Source organism: Arcobacter sp. 15-2, assembly GCF_047159865.1.
GTDB lineage: Bacteria > Campylobacterota > Campylobacteria > Campylobacterales > Arcobacteraceae > JAIOSF01.
In genome coordinates this window covers 860186-875406 of record NZ_AP038804.1, presented here as the reverse complement: position 1 = coordinate 875406, position 15221 = coordinate 860186, and the positions used below count along the sequence as shown (strand labels likewise).

At 31.1% G+C, this 15221-nt stretch carries 15 protein-coding genes and 1 pseudogene; 7 read left to right on the top strand and 9 right to left on the bottom strand.

Annotation, left to right across the window (positions count from 1 at the left end):
* The first annotated feature begins 13 nt into the window (after window positions 1–13).
* From flhA to lspA, 6 genes are read left to right on the top strand one after another with little or no spacing between them, the layout of a single operon-like run.
* On the top strand, window positions 14–2137 hold the full coding sequence (flhA, locus tag ACMCMH_RS04660; protein ID WP_412727581.1) for a flagellar biosynthesis protein FlhA: 2124 nt from the start codon (window positions 14–16) through the stop codon (window positions 2135–2137).
* A gap of 52 nt (window positions 2138–2189) precedes the next feature.
* Window positions 2190–2459, top strand: coding sequence for a preprotein translocase subunit YajC (gene yajC / locus ACMCMH_RS04655; RefSeq protein WP_412727579.1), 270 nt, complete (start codon window positions 2190–2192; stop codon window positions 2457–2459).
* A 27-nt stretch (window positions 2460–2486) separates the two neighbouring features.
* Window positions 2487–4058 (top strand): protein translocase subunit SecD, encoded by a 1572-nt coding sequence (gene secD, locus ACMCMH_RS04650; protein ID WP_412727577.1) that lies wholly within the window; start codon window positions 2487–2489, stop codon window positions 4056–4058.
* Complete coding sequence (gene secF / locus ACMCMH_RS04645) at window positions 4058–5029, top strand: protein translocase subunit SecF (protein WP_412727575.1); 972 nt, start codon at window positions 4058–4060, stop codon at window positions 5027–5029. Before secD ends, secF begins: the two co-directional genes overlap by 1 nt.
* 1 nt (window position 5030) lies before the next feature.
* Window positions 5031–6368, top strand: coding sequence for a phosphoglucosamine mutase (glmM, locus tag ACMCMH_RS04640; protein WP_412727573.1), 1338 nt, complete (start codon window positions 5031–5033; stop codon window positions 6366–6368).
* Window positions 6362–6826, top strand: a complete 465-nt coding sequence (gene lspA, locus ACMCMH_RS04635) for a signal peptidase II (protein ID WP_412727571.1) — start codon at window positions 6362–6364, stop codon at window positions 6824–6826. The genes glmM and lspA overlap by 7 nt, the downstream gene beginning before the upstream one ends.
* Here the strand turns inward: lspA and bcp are convergent.
* The 3 genes and pseudogenes from bcp to ACMCMH_RS04620 all read right to left on the bottom strand — a co-directional run bounded on the left by bcp (window position 6819) and on the right by ACMCMH_RS04620 (window position 8941).
* Entirely contained in the window at window positions 6819–7325 is a 507-nt protein-coding gene (gene bcp / locus ACMCMH_RS04630) for a thioredoxin-dependent thiol peroxidase (protein ID WP_412727569.1), read from the bottom strand. The two genes, lspA and bcp, sit on opposite strands and share 8 nt — an antisense overlap.
* Before the next feature lie 34 nt (window positions 7326–7359).
* A pseudogene (locus ACMCMH_RS04625) lies at window positions 7360–8379 on the bottom strand (MFS transporter).
* Window positions 8380–8446: 67 nt separating this feature from the next.
* On the bottom strand, window positions 8447–8941 hold the full coding sequence (locus ACMCMH_RS04620; protein ID WP_412727567.1) for an RDD family protein: 495 nt from the start codon (window positions 8939–8941) through the stop codon (window positions 8447–8449).
* A 112-nt stretch (window positions 8942–9053) separates the two neighbouring features.
* On the opposite strand from ACMCMH_RS04620, the gene ilvA reads away from it, so the two are divergent.
* A complete protein-coding gene (ilvA, locus tag ACMCMH_RS04615; RefSeq protein WP_412727565.1) occupies window positions 9054–10259 on the top strand; it encodes a threonine ammonia-lyase in 1206 nt (401 codons plus the stop codon).
* 52 nt (window positions 10260–10311) lie between these two features.
* Here the strand turns inward: ilvA and ACMCMH_RS04610 are convergent, their stop codons facing one another.
* Genes ACMCMH_RS04610 through sufB form a run of 6 tightly spaced genes read right to left on the bottom strand, consistent with a single transcriptional unit; the run spans window position 10312 to window position 15218 of the window.
* Window positions 10312–10656, bottom strand: coding sequence for a metal-sulfur cluster assembly factor (locus ACMCMH_RS04610; protein ID WP_412727563.1), 345 nt, complete (start codon window positions 10654–10656; stop codon window positions 10312–10314).
* Window positions 10643–11059, bottom strand: coding sequence for a SufE family protein (locus tag ACMCMH_RS04605; protein WP_412727561.1), 417 nt, complete (start codon window positions 11057–11059; stop codon window positions 10643–10645). The genes ACMCMH_RS04610 and ACMCMH_RS04605 overlap by 14 nt, the downstream gene beginning before the upstream one ends.
* Before the next feature lie 3 nt (window positions 11060–11062).
* Complete coding sequence (locus tag ACMCMH_RS04600) at window positions 11063–12250, bottom strand: aminotransferase class V-fold PLP-dependent enzyme (protein WP_412727559.1); 1188 nt, start codon at window positions 12248–12250, stop codon at window positions 11063–11065.
* On the bottom strand, window positions 12247–13023 hold the full coding sequence (locus tag ACMCMH_RS04595) for a SufB/SufD family protein (protein WP_412727557.1): 777 nt from the start codon (window positions 13021–13023) through the stop codon (window positions 12247–12249). Before ACMCMH_RS04595 ends, ACMCMH_RS04600 begins: the two co-directional genes overlap by 4 nt.
* Window positions 13010–13771: a Fe-S cluster assembly ATPase SufC gene (gene sufC, locus ACMCMH_RS04590; protein WP_412727555.1), complete on the bottom strand. Its 762-nt coding sequence runs from the start codon at window positions 13769–13771 to the stop codon at window positions 13010–13012. Before sufC ends, ACMCMH_RS04595 begins: the two co-directional genes overlap by 14 nt.
* A gap of 10 nt (window positions 13772–13781) precedes the next feature.
* Entirely contained in the window at window positions 13782–15218 is a 1437-nt protein-coding gene (sufB, locus tag ACMCMH_RS04585; RefSeq protein ID WP_412727553.1) for a Fe-S cluster assembly protein SufB, read from the bottom strand.
* Window positions 15219–15221: the final 3 nt, after the last annotated feature.

The following is a 15221-nucleotide window of genomic DNA, read 5'->3' as shown; positions in this document are numbered from 1 at the left end:
CTTTTTAATTTAGATGAACATAAGAGAGATATTTTTCAGAAAAGAATATGTGCTTATTGCTTTTGTATTTTCAATGCTTGCAATTATTATTGTACCATTGCCAAAAGCTGTATTAGATTTTTTCTTAATTTTATCTCTTACTTCAGCGATATTGATTCTTTTAATATCGCTTTTTATTGAACGCCCAACTGATTTATCAACTTTTCCTACATTATTACTTATTTTAGTACTATTTCGTTTGTCCTTAAATATTGCGACAACGCGATCAATTTTAAGTGAAGGTCACAATGGACCTGATGCTGTTAGTTCCTTGATCTCAGCATTTGGAGAGTTTGTTGTTGGTGGAAATATGGTTATTGGTGTGATCATATTTATTATTCTTGTACTTATTAACTTTATGGTTGTTACAAAAGGTGCAGGAAGAGTTGCTGAAGTTCAAGCTCGATTTTCACTCGATTCACTCCCTGGTAAACAGATGGCAATTGATGCAGATTTAAATGCTGGATTCATCGATGATAAACAAGCAAAAGAAAGAAGAGAAGAGTTAGCAAGTGAAGTAAGTTTTTATGGTACTATGGATGGTTCTGCTAAGTTTGTAAAAGGTGATGCTGTTGCTGGTATTATTATCACACTTGTAAACCTTATTGGTGGGCTTATGATTGGTATTTTCCAACACGATTTAAGTGCTGCTCAAAGTTCTGAAATATATACTATATTAACTATTGGTGATGGTTTAGTTGCTCAAATTCCTGCACTTATCATCTCAACTGCAACAGCTATTATTATCACGCGTTCAAATAGTGATGAAGAAAAATTTGCAAGTGGAACTATTGCTCAACTTGTAAAAGATAGTAAGTCTCTTGTGATTACTGGATTCGGATTAATATTATTTGGGTTTATTCCAGGTTTTCCTACAGGTATTCTTTTTGGTATGGGTGTCTTGCTTGCAACTATTGGGTATCTTATTTATATGGTAGAAGCAGAAAAAGATAATGCTTTTACTCGATTTATTAAAGGTAACCAAACTGTTCAAAAATCAAAACAAAAAAGTGAAGAGGAAGAAAAAAATAAGCACAAAAATAAGCAATCCAATGCTTTAACAGAAGAGCAAACAATAGACAAAACGATGAAACTAGAAGTTTTAGAACTAAAACTTGGTGGACAGTTACTGCGATTAGTACAAGGTGATAGTGAACTTCTTGATAAAATAAAAGGTATCAGAAATAAAATTGCAGGTGAACTAGGATTTGTTATTCCTCAAATTAGAATTAGTGATGATGCAACACTCAATATGAACGAATACTCTTTTAACCTAAAAAGAATACCAATAGCAAAAGGTAATGTAGAACTAAATCAACTGTTAGCAATGGGTGGAATTGCTGGTGCTAAAATAAAAGGGAAAAGAGTAAAAGAACCAGTATTTGGACTGGATGCAACATGGATAACACCAGAAAGTAAAGATGATGCTTTAAATCGAGGTTTTACGGTTGTGGATGCCCCTACAATTATCTCAACTCATCTATCTGAACTTATCAAAAAACATGCTGAAGATATTATTACAAGACAAGATTTAGTTGATATGATAGATAGACTTAAAGCTGATTTCCCTATTATTGTTGAGGAAGCAATGAAAGTGACTACTTATGGTTCATTGTTAAAAGTATGTAAAGACTTACTACATGAAAATATACCACTTGTAGATATGATTACTATTCTTGAGTCTGTATCAGATATTGCAGAACTGACAAAATCACCAGATATACTTTTAGAGCATGTACGATCAAAATTATTTAGACTTATCACAAATAAATTTACAGCACCTGATGGCGCTTTACATATCATTACTATTAAATCAGAACTTGAGCAAGAGTTTATAGGAAAACTGCAAGAGCAACATGGTGTGAGCCAATTACTTTTAAGTATTGGTGAGATTAATAATCTTGTAACAAAAACAAGAGATCTGATCAATAGTGTTGAAGCAAAAGGAGTTTCTCCTATTTCAATGATAGTTGATCCAAGCTTACGAAGAAGAATTTCTGAGATATTTGAAAAGTTTGGTTTACAAATTGCAGTATTAAGTCATGCTGAACTTGATTCAAAAGCAGAGTTCACAATTGAGGGTACTTTAGAGTTTTAAGTATCCTTTAGATAAAATAATGCAAAATTAAAACATCTAAAGGATTACAAACATGAACAACGAATTATTAAGTTCACTTATGCCACTTGTCGTATTATTTGCGATATTTTATTTTCTGATTATCAGACCACAACAAAAACAACAAAAAGAACATAAAGCAATGCTTGAAGCTTTAGATAAAGGTGACAAAATTGTTACTAACGGTGGGCTTATTGTAGAGATTACAAAAGTTGAAGAGACTTTTTTAACAGTAAAGAATGTTGATGGTACTACATTAAGAGTTGCGAGAAATTACATTGCAAGTAAATGGGAAGACGCATAATCTAGAAATCTTCAAAAGGAAAGCATCTTGCAATTTTTAAACTACAGACTAGTGATCTTTTCACTAGTTACAATATTTGGTATATTTTTTTCTATACCATCTTTTTTACAAACAGACGACGGTAAAAAAATATCTTTAGGCCTTGACTTACAAGGTGGACTTCATATGCTTTTAGGTGTTGAAACACAAAAAGCTGTTGAAGGTAAAATCAAATCGATAGCAGCAACAGTAAAGTATTTTACAGATAATGAAGATATTCTTATAGAAGACATCACAATTGAAGAAGAACAAATGAGTTTTTTGCTTCTTGATGATTCAGAATCTACAAAAATTGATACTATGTTAGCAGAGATTCAAGGGCTAGAAATCAACAAAAGTTCAAATTTAGTTTATTCAATCTCTTTAACTCCTGTTGAAACTGAAATTGTTAAAGATATGGCAGTTGGTCAAGCTGTTGAAACAATTAGAAATAGACTAGATCAATTTGGTTTAGCGGAACCCTCTGTAACAAGACAAGGTCAAAATGATATTGTTGTTGAGCTTCCGGGAATTAAGACTCCACAAGAGGAACAAAGAGCAAGGGAACTTATTGCAAAACCTGCAAACTTAGAACTTATGGAAGTTGATGAACTTAAGTCTGACCAAGTTTATAATCTATCAGATGAAGAAGCTAAAGAGATGGGAAATTTAATTTTAGAAGATACAAATGATCCTCAAATTAAATACTTAGTAAAACAAATTCCTATTTTGACGGGTTCTGAAGTTGTTGATGCTAAAGTTGCATTTGATCAACAATCAAACCAACCTATTATCAATTTTACTTTAAGTACATTTGGTGCAAAAGTTTTTGGTGATTTTACTGCTAGAAGCATTGGAAAAAGATTGGCTGTAGTTTTAGATGGAAAAGTATTTTCTGCTCCAAATATTCGGGAAAGAATAGGTGGAGGAAGTGGACAAATCTCTGGAAACTTTACTGTAAACGAGGCTGGAAATGTTGCAATTGCTTTACGAAGTGGTGCATTACCAGCACCTGTAATAATGCTTGAAAAAAGGAGTGTTGGTCCAAGTTTGGGTGCTGATAGTATCAATGCTTCAATGTTTGCACTGATTTCAGGTTTTTTGCTTGTTGTTGTATTTATGATTATTTATTATGGTTTAGCTGGAATAATTTCAAATATTGCTTTAGTGACAAACCTTTTTATCATCATAGCAGTTATGGCAATGTTTGGAGCAACTCTTACTTTACCAGGTATGGCAGGTATTGTTTTAACAGTTGGTATGGCTGTTGATGCAAATGTTATTATAAATGAAAGAATTAGAGAACTACTTAAACAAGGGAAAAGTGTTCATAAAGCAATAGAAGATGGATATAAAAATGCGATGAGTGCAATTTTGGATGCGAATATAACAACACTTTTAGTTGCTGTTATCTTATATGTATATGGAACAGGACCGATTAAAGGTTTTGCTGTTACGATTAGTATAGGTATTTTGGCTTCAATGATCACTGCAATTTTAGGAACTCACGGTATATACGAAGCTTTAAAAAATAAAATTACAAAAGATAAAAACTTAAAAAAATGGTTTGGAGTTAACTAATGGAAATATTTAAATCAAATAAATCATATAATTTTATGGGTAAAAGATTACCATTTTTAGCTTTTTCATCTCTTCTTGTTGTTGCTTCATTAATTTTACTTTTTACAAAAGGTTTAAATTTAGGAATCGATTTCTCAGGAGGAACGCTAGTTCAGGTTCAATACAACAAAGCTGCACCAATTAAAGAGATTAGAGATATTCTTGCTAAAGATGTGCGGTTTGAAAAAGCGAGTGTTACAGAATTTGGTTCAGAGGAAGAGGTGATTATCAAAATTCCAACTACTTCATCAACTTTAGGTAAGGATATTGGAGATGATTTACGAATAACTTTACAACCTACAGGTAATTATGAAATTAGAAGAGTGGATATGGTTGGACCAAAAGTTGGTAATGCTTTACAAGAAAAAGGTATAGCTGCACTAAGTTTGTCTTTATTGATCATATTAGTTTATGTATCATTTAGATTTGAGTGGAGATTTGCAGTAGCTTCTATTTTAGCACTGATTCATGATATATCTATTGCTTTAGGGGCTATAGTATTATTTAAGATTGATTTCAATTTAGATATTTTAGCTGCTATTCTTACTATTTTGGGATACTCTCTCAATGATACAATTATTGTATTTGATAGAATTAGAGAAGGTGTAAATACTTCAAAAGAAAATGATTTGGATAATGTTGTAAATCAATCAGTTTCAAATACCTTAAGTCGGACAACACTTACTTCTTTAACAACATTTTTTGTTGTATTAACGCTATATGTGTTTGGAGGTGAAATTATCAATGGATTTAGCTTTACCTTACTTGTTGGTATTATTGTAGGTACTTATAGTTCTATATTTATTGCCGCATCATTTTTAGTACAACTTAAATTTTCTATTTCAAATTATAGAGAAAATGAAGCTAAAAAGGAAAAAAGAGCAAAAGATAAAGAAAAACTCAGAGCACAATTTGAGCAGGGGACAGTATAAGATGAAACTATTTGGAACAGATGGAGTAAGAGGGAAAGCTGGTACTTTTTTAGATGCTATTACTGCACTTCAATTAGCTCAAGCAGCTGGAATATACTTTAGAAAACACTCCAAAACAAAACGAATTCTTTTAGGTAAAGATACTAGAAGAAGTGGTTATATGATTGAAAATGCACTTGTAAGTGGATTTACTAGTGTAGGGTATGATGTTATCCAAATAGGACCAATGCCAACGCCTGCTATTGCATATCTAACAGAATCAATGAGATGTGATGCTGGTATCATGCTAAGTGCTTCACATAATCCATTTGAAGATAATGGTGTGAAGTTTTTTGATTGTCATGGGGATAAACTAAGTAATGCAATTGAAAAAGAGATAGAAAATATTTTTTTTAATAAAGACTTGCTTATCTCTTCTCAATGCACAGGTAGAGAGATAGGAAAAGCAAAAAGAATTGATGATGTAATCGGACGATATATTGTTTCGATTAAAAGTTCTTTTCCAAAAGAGTTAACACTAAATGATATGAGAATTGTTTTAGACTGTGCAAATGGAGCTGCTTATAAAGTTGGTCCTACAATTTTTGAAGAGCTAGGTGCGGATGTAATTGTTGTAAATGATAAACCAGATGGTTTTAATATCAATGAAGGGTGTGGAGCATTACATCCAAAAGCCCTTGGTAAACTTGTTTCTGAATATAGAGCTGATATAGGTATTGCACTTGATGGTGATGCTGATAGACTTGTTGTTGTTGATGAAAATGGTGATGTTATTGATGGGGATAAACTTATCGGTGCGATGGCTGTATATCTTAAGAATCATAATCTACTACAAGGTGAAGGTTGTGTGACTACTGTGATGAGTAACAAAGCATTAGAAGATTATCTCGAAGCTAACGGTATAAAACTTCACCGTTCTAATGTTGGTGATAAATATGTTTTAGAGATTATGAAAAATGAAAAAATTAACTTTGGTGGTGAGCAAAGTGGTCATATTATTTTTTCTGATGTTGCTAAAACTGGAGATGGATTAGCATCTGCATTGCAAGTAATTGCAATGATTTTATGTAGTGGAAAGAAAGCTAGTGAAGTGTTAAATCCTTTTGAGTTATATCCTCAAATCCTTAAAAATTTAATGGTAGAAGAGAAAACACCATTAGAAAATATTAAAGGGCTTGATGACTTACTCCAAAAGTTTCGATCTTTAGGATTACGAGATCTCATTAGATATTCTGGAACGGAAAATAAAATCAGACTTCTATTGGAAGGGAAAGATCAATTGATTGTTCAAGAGTCTATGGAAGAGTTACAAAATTTTATTAAAAGTAATCTATGTTAAAAAAACTTACTATTGCAATTGTACTTTTTGTGAGTCTATTTTTAATAGATCAGTATATAAAATTTCTTTTTGTAAATGGTTTTGAACAAAAAGGGGAGTGTATCTCTTTAATTTTGGTATATAATTATGGTGTGGCTTTCTCAATGTTCGCTTTTTTAGCAGAAAATTTAAAATATATTCAAATAGGTATAATGTTAAGTGCCATTGTATATCTTATTTTCAATAAAGAGATTTTTAGTCTTTATCATATTCCTGCTGCTTTAATTTTAGCGGGAGGAGTGAGTAATATTTTTGACAGATTTATTCATGGTGGAGTAGTTGATTATATCTACTGGCATTGTGGGTTTGAGTTTGCTGTGTTTAATTTTGCTGATGTTATTATCAATATTGGAGTAGGTTTAATTTTATTAATAAGTTACTTAGATAACAAAAAAAGAAAAAGATTACAAACTAAATAGTTTGTAATCTTTGTAACTTTTCTCTTACTAAATCAACATGTAAAACTTCTGTTGTAACACCTTGTTTTTTTGTTTTCTTTCTTACTGATACTTTATCATAAATAGCAGCTATATTTCCCTCTGGATTGATTATGAATGTTGATCTAACAACTCCCATACTCTCTCGACCCATAAACTTTTTAAGTTGCCACACTCCGTATGCTTCACAAGTTGACTTATCTGTATCTGCAAGTAGTGTAATATCTAGATTGTATTTTGCAATAAAGTTTTGATGTTTTTTTGGTGTATCAGGACTCACTCCTAAAATAACTGCATCTAAGTTTTCAAACTGTGGAAGTGCCTCTGTAAAGTCACAAGCTTGTGTAGTACATCCGGGAGTGTTATCTCTTGGATAAAAGTATAATACAATCCATTTGCCTTTTAAGTCTCGTAAACATATCTCAACTTCATCTTGATTTGGTATACAAAATGCTGGAGCTTGACTTCCTATTTCTAACATATAAAATTCCTTTTTTCTAAATCTTTATGGGTTATTATAACTTATTCTTCATATAAAATAAACTAAAATAAGAGACTAGTGCTATGAGCGAAGAATATAAAAAGAGATATTCTCCGTAAAATTGACCTGCTATTAAAGCTCCCATAAACCCACCTAATCCATAAGCAATACCTAGCATAAATTGTTGTGCTAATTTTTTATTTGAGTATAGTTTGTAAAGATATAAAATAACAGCACTATGGTACAACCCAAAACTAAAAGCATGTAAACTTTGTGTAAAAAATGACACAGTTAATGACTCAGGGTATAAGAACAATAAAAACCATCGAATAGATGTAATTAAAATTGAAATTTGTATCATAAACAAAAGATTTTTTTGTAAAAGTGGTGCTTGATAATAAAAAATCAATACTTCACAAATAACACCAAAAGCCCAAAGGTAACTTGTCATCTCTAAACTAATACCATAAGATGTTTCATATATAGTAAAAAAGTTATAAAAACCACCAAAACTCACCTGCATCAAAAATAAACTTAACCATAATGGCCAATATTTTAGAAGTGAAAACTTCTCATCATCTTTATTTGCTTCGAGTGAAATATCATCGTATTTAAGTAAACTGAATGCAAATATTGCAGTTACGACTGTAGCAACTAAGTAATAGTGTAATGCGATTTCTGGTATAGTTAAATATTTTGCAAGTACCAAACCAACTAGCATAAATCCAAGCGAACCGAAGAGTCTAGATTTTCCGTATTTATTTTTGAGTTCCTTTATGGCTATAAGTTCAATATAAGGTAAAAGTAAACTCAAGCAAACTCCCAAAATAGCATTGTTCATCATAAATAGATAAAATGAATTTATGGTGATATAAAACAATAAAGCACTTAATACAGATAAAAGTAAAATAAATTTAAAAAGTTTTTGATCGAGTTTTATATGTTTGAGAAATCAAAATGGTGTTAAAAACCTCATTAAAGGCGCGAGTGCTAATACTATACCAATATCAGTTGTACTATACCCAATATCCAAAAGGACTTTTGGTAAGAACATAACATAAACACCAACTGCTGCAAAATAAAAAAAATAAAATGCAGAGAGTTTAACAAATAGCATAAATTTAGTTTGTTTTTCGTTCTTGTATGATGACAGAAGTTCCCATTACTAAGTCTTGAAATGTTTTATTGTCTTTTCTAAAAAATGGTAAAATAACGCCAATAATACTTATTGCACTGATGATAAACATAACATATCTTAAAGTAGCGTGGATCACACTTAAAGTTTGTTTGTTTTTGTCATCAACAAGAACTAAATCATACGCCTTAAATCCTGGAGTTTGACCTTTTTTTACCCAAAAAGTAATTGTAATAGCTCCATAAAGTGCCATAGTGATCCAGTGTGCAAATTCATTTCCTTGAAAAGAATCTTTTCCATCTAAAATAATATAAGTAGTGATGTACATAATAGGCATCATAATCATAAACATATCAGTAATAAAAGCTTTAAGTCTAAAAAGTGCAGATGCTGACTGATTTGGAATAGAGTTTGTATTTTTTTCTGATGTTTTGTGCTTTTGTTTGATATTGCCTTTTTTTGTATCTCTCCATCGAGCCATTTTTACTTACCTTATGAATATATTTAATTTTAAACGCCATTATACAAGTTTTTAGCAAAATTAATACTATGATATTTGTTCTAATTAAACAATATTTGTATATAATCCACTTATGATAAATATACAAGATATACAAGAAGCAAAACAAAGATTAAACGGAATCATAACAGATACACCTATAGCATACGCTCCAATATTGAGTAAAAATGCCCAAGCTGATATCTATTTGAAAAAAGAAAATTTACAATTAACTGGAAGTTTTAAACTTCGTGGAGCATTTAATAAAATTGCTAAACTTTCTAAAGAAGAAAGAGATAGAGGTGTTGTTGCAGCTAGTGCTGGAAATCATGCTCAAGGTTTAGCTTTTAGTGCAAAACATTTTAAGTGTGATGCAACAATTGTAATGCCAGAAGCGACACCACTTTTAAAAGTAAACGGTGTAAAAAGATATGGTGCAAATGTCGTTTTACATGGTAGCAATTATGATGAAGCGTACCAATATGCTCAAGATTTGGTTACTAAAGAGCATAAGATATTTGTGCATCCTTTTGCAGATGATGATGTGATTGCTGGTCAAGGAACATTGGCTTTAGAGATACTAGAAAATATTGATAATATTGATGTCGTTATTGTACCTATTGGTGGTGGTGGACTTATCTCTGGAATGGCAACTGCTATTAAACATATTAAACCTAGTGTAAAAGTTATAGGTGTAGTTGCAAGTGGTGCAAAAGCTATGAAAAACTCATTTGAGTCAAAAAAACAACTTAATTCAAAATCTGTAAGAACAATTGCAGATGGAATTGCCGTACGAGATGTAACTCCTAAAATGTTAGATTATGTGTTAGATTTAGTTGATGAGGTTATTGAAGTAGATGATACAGAAATAGCAGCTGCTATTTTATTTTTGTTAGAGCAACATAAGCTCGTAGTTGAGGGGGCAGGGGCAACTGGAGTTGCTGCTGTGATGCATAATAAGATCGATATGAATGGTAAGAAAATAGTTTTACCATTAAGTGGTGGAAATATTGATGTAACTATGTTAGCGCAAATTATTCAAAAAGGTTTGGTAAAATCAGCTCGAAAAATGAATTTAGTGGTTACTCTTATAGATAAACCAGGAAGTTTAAAGACGCTTACAAATATATTTGAACAAATTAGTGCAAATATTATCCAAATCGATTTTGATCGAAATTCTGTAGCCTTAGCTTTTGGCGATGCAAATGTAACAATTGCTCTTGAAACAAAAGGGGAAGAACACCAAGAAAGTATTCGGTCTGAACTCTCAAAAGCTGGCTACAAATTTACAGAAGTTTAGAGTTTTAAAATCTCAGATTAAAGATAGTTATCTTTTAGTCTGGGATAAAATTTTATAGATTTATCCCAGATAACATAAGTTCGAGATTTCCCTCTTCGCTTATGAGTGTTTTGTCCCATTGTGGATCAAAAACTAAATCAACAGTACACTCATCTACTTCATCTACTGCTTCTACATATGATTTTACTTGTCCCAAAAGTGACTCTGCTACTGGACAGGCTGGACTTGTTAAAGTCATCTCAATTTTTACAAAGAGATAGTTGTCTTTCTCTTCAAGTTCCACTTTATATATAAGTCCTAAATCATAAATATTTATAGGGATTTCAGGATCAAAAACCTTTTTTAGTTTCTCTTCAATTATTTTTTCTTTTATCTCTTCTTTATTAAATATTCCCATTTTTTGCTACCTCTACTATTTTTTTTATCATACCTTGTACACCACTTTGTCTATTTGGAGTGATGATTTCCCCTAGTCCTAGTTCGTTTAAAATATTTAAGTCAAACTCATTTATCTCATTTAGTGTTCTATGATTAAATATTTGTAAAACAATATATACTAATCCTTTTACAATAACGGCATCACTTGTACCACTTAATTCTAAAATATCATTTTCTATATGTGGCACTAGCCATACTTGAGAAGTACACCCTTGTACTAAGTTTTCTTCAGATTTTTGACTCTCTTCTATGGGTTCTAACTTTTTTCCTAAATCGATAATATATTCATATTTTTGTAACTCATCATCAAAAAAATCTAAATCATCTTTGATAGTGTGTATTGTTTGTTGTATCGTTTCCATTTTTTAATCCTTTAACATCGAAATAGCTTTTTTAAGTGCTGTTATAAACTTATCAATATCTTCAATCTCATTATAAAAAGCCAATGAAGCTCGAATGGTACCTTTTAAGTGTAGCTTCTCCATAATTGGCATCGCACAATGGTGACCAACTCTGATGGCTATTTTTTGTTTATCTAAAAGTATTCCCACATCATCATGTAAAAGTCCTTTGATGTTAAAACTTTTACTTCCTACTGAATCTTTTGTAGTATTATAAAGTACAACTTCTTCAATCTTCTCTAACTCATTGTGAAGATATTCATAGAGTGTGTGCTCTTGTTTTTCGATAGTTTCATAACCAATAGTATCAATAAGCTGTAAAGCTTTAGCAAAACCAATCACCCCAGCTATGTTTTGAGTTCCAGCCTCATATCTATATGGACTAGGTAGGAGTTCTGATTTTTCATATGTAACAGATTTAATTGTTGCTCCTCCTGTTTGGTATGGGGCAATTTTATCTTGTAATTCTTGTTTTATATAAATAGCACCCACACCAGTTGGGGCAAATGTTTTATGACCTGAAACCGTAAAAAAATCACAATCAATATCTTGAACATCAATTTTTGTATGAGCTAAACTTTGAGCACCATCAATCATCACATAAGAGTCGTATTTATGTGCAAGGGTACAGATTTTTTTGATATCATTTATTGTTCCAAATACATTTGAGATATGTGTTACAGATACAAAACTATTTGGATTTTTTTGTAGAAGTGATTCAAACTCTTCAAAATCAAAAGCGAAATTTTCTTTATATCCTACTACTTCTAATCCCTCTCCTAGAGTTCTATTTTGCATATGCCACGGGACAATATTTGCATGGTGTTCAAGAGAAGAGATGATAACTGTCTTAAAATCTTTTGCAAATGAGTTTGCAATGAAGTTAATAGATTCAGTTACCCCTTTTGTAAATATGATTTCGCTAGAATCTTTTGCATTGATAAATTGTTGTAAATGTTTTCTCGTATTTTCAAACTCAATAGTTGCTTTATTGGCATCACCAAAATTGCTTCTATGTGTGTTGGCACAATAGTGAGTATAGTACTCTATCTCACTATCAATAACACTTTGAGGTTTTTGAGTAGTTGCCCCATTGTCTAAATAGGTCATTGTACTGTTTTGGAAATATGGAAAAAACTTTTTATAACTCATAGTAATCCTTTGATATACTCACTTAACTGTTCATTTTTTACACTTGCTACAACTTCATCTCGAATCGCATCAAGTACTATTTTTTTTGCATCATCTTCACTGATACCTCGACTTTGTAAATAGTAGATACTATCTTTATCTAAATCTCCACAAGTTGCACCATGGCTCGCTTCTAGTTCATCTATTAAAATTTCTAAGTGGGGAGTAACGCTTATAAAACTATCATCACTTAGCAAAATTGTTTGAGAATTTTGAAATGCTTTAGAAAAACTAGCTGTTTCTTCCACGATTGAAAACATATTTAATTTGGCTGAACTTTTATCACCTAAAAGATTTCTAAATTTTATATCACTAAAACTTTTATTTTGATGATTGGTAAGTACATTATATTCTACTTTTGCATCATCTTTTAAATCTATAAGTGCATCTATATTAAGACTTGAATTACTATTTGTAAGTTTTGTTTCTACTGTATTTTTAGAATTTTCACTTTCAAAGAACGCAATATTTAAAGTTGCATTTTTACCTATATTATTTATATATTTGATACTAGAACTATTTTTGCTTTTTCCTATTTTAATATAGTTTAGCGTTGCATTGTCATTTACTTTTAATTCTCTTATAAATTCATAATCTGTATCAATAAGATCAATTATAGTAAGCACTTCATTTTCTTGTACTTCATAAATCGTTGTGTTATTATTTATGTATTTATATGTATTTGTTAAAGTTTCTACTTTATTTATACTATTTATTGGTTCAGGCTTTTTCATCTTCAAGTCCTAAGTTCGCGAAACCTTTTTCATCAAGTTCTAACGCAAGAGAATAATCACCAGTTTTAACAATTTTACCATCTTTTAAAATATGTACAAAGTCAGGTTTAATAAGCTCCATCAATCTATCATAATGTGTAATCATAAGAAGTGATTTTGAAGCATCTTCTTTTAGCATTCCATTGATCACTTCTGCTACACTTTTAATAGCATCTACATCAAGTCCAGAATCTATCTCATCCAACATAATTAAATCAGGATTTAATAAAAGTAGTTGTAGTAACTCATTTTTCTTTTTCTCCCCACCAGAAAAACCTTCATTTAAACCTCTTTTTAAAAGTGAATTATCAAGATTATATTCTTTTAGTTTCGTTTTTAATAGTTTCATAAACTCCATTGAGTCTAGTTCTTCCTCTTTGTTGTAAACTTTTTTTGCATTTACTGCTGTTTTTAAAAAGTAACTATTGTTTACTCCTGCTACTTCTACAGGTGTTTGGAAACTTAAAAATACCCCTTCATTTGCTATTTTATCAGGAGATAATTCTGTGATATCTTTATCTTTATATGTGATAGTTCCAGATGTGATATCTGTATCATAGTGACCACTTATAGCTTTTACTAAAGTTGATTTACCAGCTCCATTTACACCCATAAGTGCATGAATCTCTCCATCTTTAATATCAATATTAAAATCTTTTAATATTTTTTTACCATTTATCTCTACATTTAAATTTTCTATTTTTAACATCTTTTTTCCTTTAACCTACGCTTCCCTCTAAAGTTACATCTAGTAAGGCCTTTGCCTCTACTGCGAACTCCATAGGAAGATTATTTAATACCTCTTTACAAAAACCATTTACAATTAATGAAACGGCATTTTCTTCATCTATTCCTCTTTGTCTTAAATAAAACAACTGGTCATCAGATATTTTTGAAGTGGTTGCCTCATGTTCTACTTGAGCTGTTCTATTTTTGATCTCATGATAAGGATAAGTATTCGCTGAACATCTATTTCCTATAAGAAGAGAATCACACTGAGAAAAGTTTCTTGTATTTTTCGCATTTTTAGCTATTTTTACAAGCCCCCTGTATGAGTTTTTCCCTTTCATAGCAGAAATACCTTTTGAGATAATAGTTGATTTTGTATTATTACCTAAGTGTATCATTTTTGTTCCAGTGTCTGCTTGTTGGGCTTTACTAGAGATGGCTACTGAGTAAAATTCCCCAGTACTACCATCGCCTTTTAAGATACAGCTTGGATATTTCCAAGTAATCAGTGAACCAGTTTCTACTTGTGTCCAAGAGATTTTAGAGTTTACCCCTTTACATAGACCTCTTTTCGTTACAAAGTTATAGATACTACCCTTACCATCTTCATCTCCTGGAAACCAGTTTTGGATAGTAGAGTATTTTATCTCTGCATTATCCAAAGTTACTAGCTCTACAACAGCAGCGTGAAGTTGGTTTTCATCTCTTGATGGAGCTGAACACCCCTCATTGTATGATACATAACTATCTTCGTCAGCTATAATAATAGTTCTCTCAAACTGTCCTGTATTTTGCGCATTTATTCTAAAGTATGTTGAAAGCTCCATAGGACATCTCACACCTTTTGGAATATATACAAAAGAACCATCTGTAAAAACAGCACTGTTTAAACAGGCAAAGTAGTTATCATTTATAGGCACTACACTAGCTAAATATTTTTTTAAAAGTTCTGGATGTTTATGTGCAGCTTCACTAATACTCATGAAAATGATACCTAAATCTTCAAGCTCTTTATGAAATGTAGTTTTTACACTCACACTATCAAATACAGCATCAACAGCAACACCAGCTAACATCTTTTGCTCCTCTAAAGGAATACCTAATTTTTCATATGTTTCTAAAATTTTAGGGTCAACTTCATCTAATGAATCGAGTGCTTTTTTAGGAGCAGAATAGTATGCTATATTTTGGTAGTCTATCTTTGGATAGTTAAGATGTGCCCAGTTTGGCTCTTCTTTTGTAAGCCATTTTGCGTATGCTTTTAGTCTAAATTCTAGTAACCACTCTGGTTCATCTTTTTTTTGTGATATAGCTTTTATTACATCTTCATTTAAACCTACTGGAAAAGTATCACTCTCTATAAGTGTCTCAAATCCAAGTTTATAATCATCTGATATAATTTTATCTATATGTTCATTATCACTCATTTT

Bases quoted from the DNA above. Each gene is read 5' to 3' on its own strand.
- flhA (WP_412727581.1), top strand. From the start codon at position 14: ATGAACATAAGAGAGATATTTTTCAGAAAAGAATATGTGCTTATTGCT.
- yajC (WP_412727579.1), top strand. From the start codon at position 2,190: ATGAACAACGAATTATTAAGTTCACTTATGCCACTTGTCGTATTATTT.
- secF (WP_412727575.1), top strand. From the start codon at position 4,058: ATGGAAATATTTAAATCAAATAAATCATATAATTTTATGGGTAAAAGA.
- glmM (WP_412727573.1), top strand. From the start codon at position 5,031: ATGAAACTATTTGGAACAGATGGAGTAAGAGGGAAAGCTGGTACTTTT.
- lspA (WP_412727571.1), top strand. From the start codon at position 6,362: ATGTTAAAAAAACTTACTATTGCAATTGTACTTTTTGTGAGTCTATTT.
- bcp (WP_412727569.1), bottom strand. From the start codon at position 7,325: ATGTTAGAAATAGGAAGTCAAGCTCCAGCATTTTGTATACCAAATCAA.
- ACMCMH_RS04620 (WP_412727567.1), bottom strand. From the start codon at position 8,941: ATGGCTCGATGGAGAGATACAAAAAAAGGCAATATCAAACAAAAGCAC.
- ilvA (WP_412727565.1), top strand. From the start codon at position 9,054: ATGATAAATATACAAGATATACAAGAAGCAAAACAAAGATTAAACGGA.
- ACMCMH_RS04610 (WP_412727563.1), bottom strand. From the start codon at position 10,656: ATGGGAATATTTAATAAAGAAGAGATAAAAGAAAAAATAATTGAAGAG.
- ACMCMH_RS04605 (WP_412727561.1), bottom strand. From the start codon at position 11,059: ATGGAAACGATACAACAAACAATACACACTATCAAAGATGATTTAGAT.
- ACMCMH_RS04600 (WP_412727559.1), bottom strand. From the start codon at position 12,250: ATGAGTTATAAAAAGTTTTTTCCATATTTCCAAAACAGTACAATGACC.
- ACMCMH_RS04595 (WP_412727557.1), bottom strand. From the start codon at position 13,023: ATGAAAAAGCCTGAACCAATAAATAGTATAAATAAAGTAGAAACTTTA.
- sufC (WP_412727555.1), bottom strand. From the start codon at position 13,771: ATGTTAAAAATAGAAAATTTAAATGTAGAGATAAATGGTAAAAAAATA.
- sufB (WP_412727553.1), bottom strand. From the start codon at position 15,218: ATGAGTGATAATGAACATATAGATAAAATTATATCAGATGATTATAAA.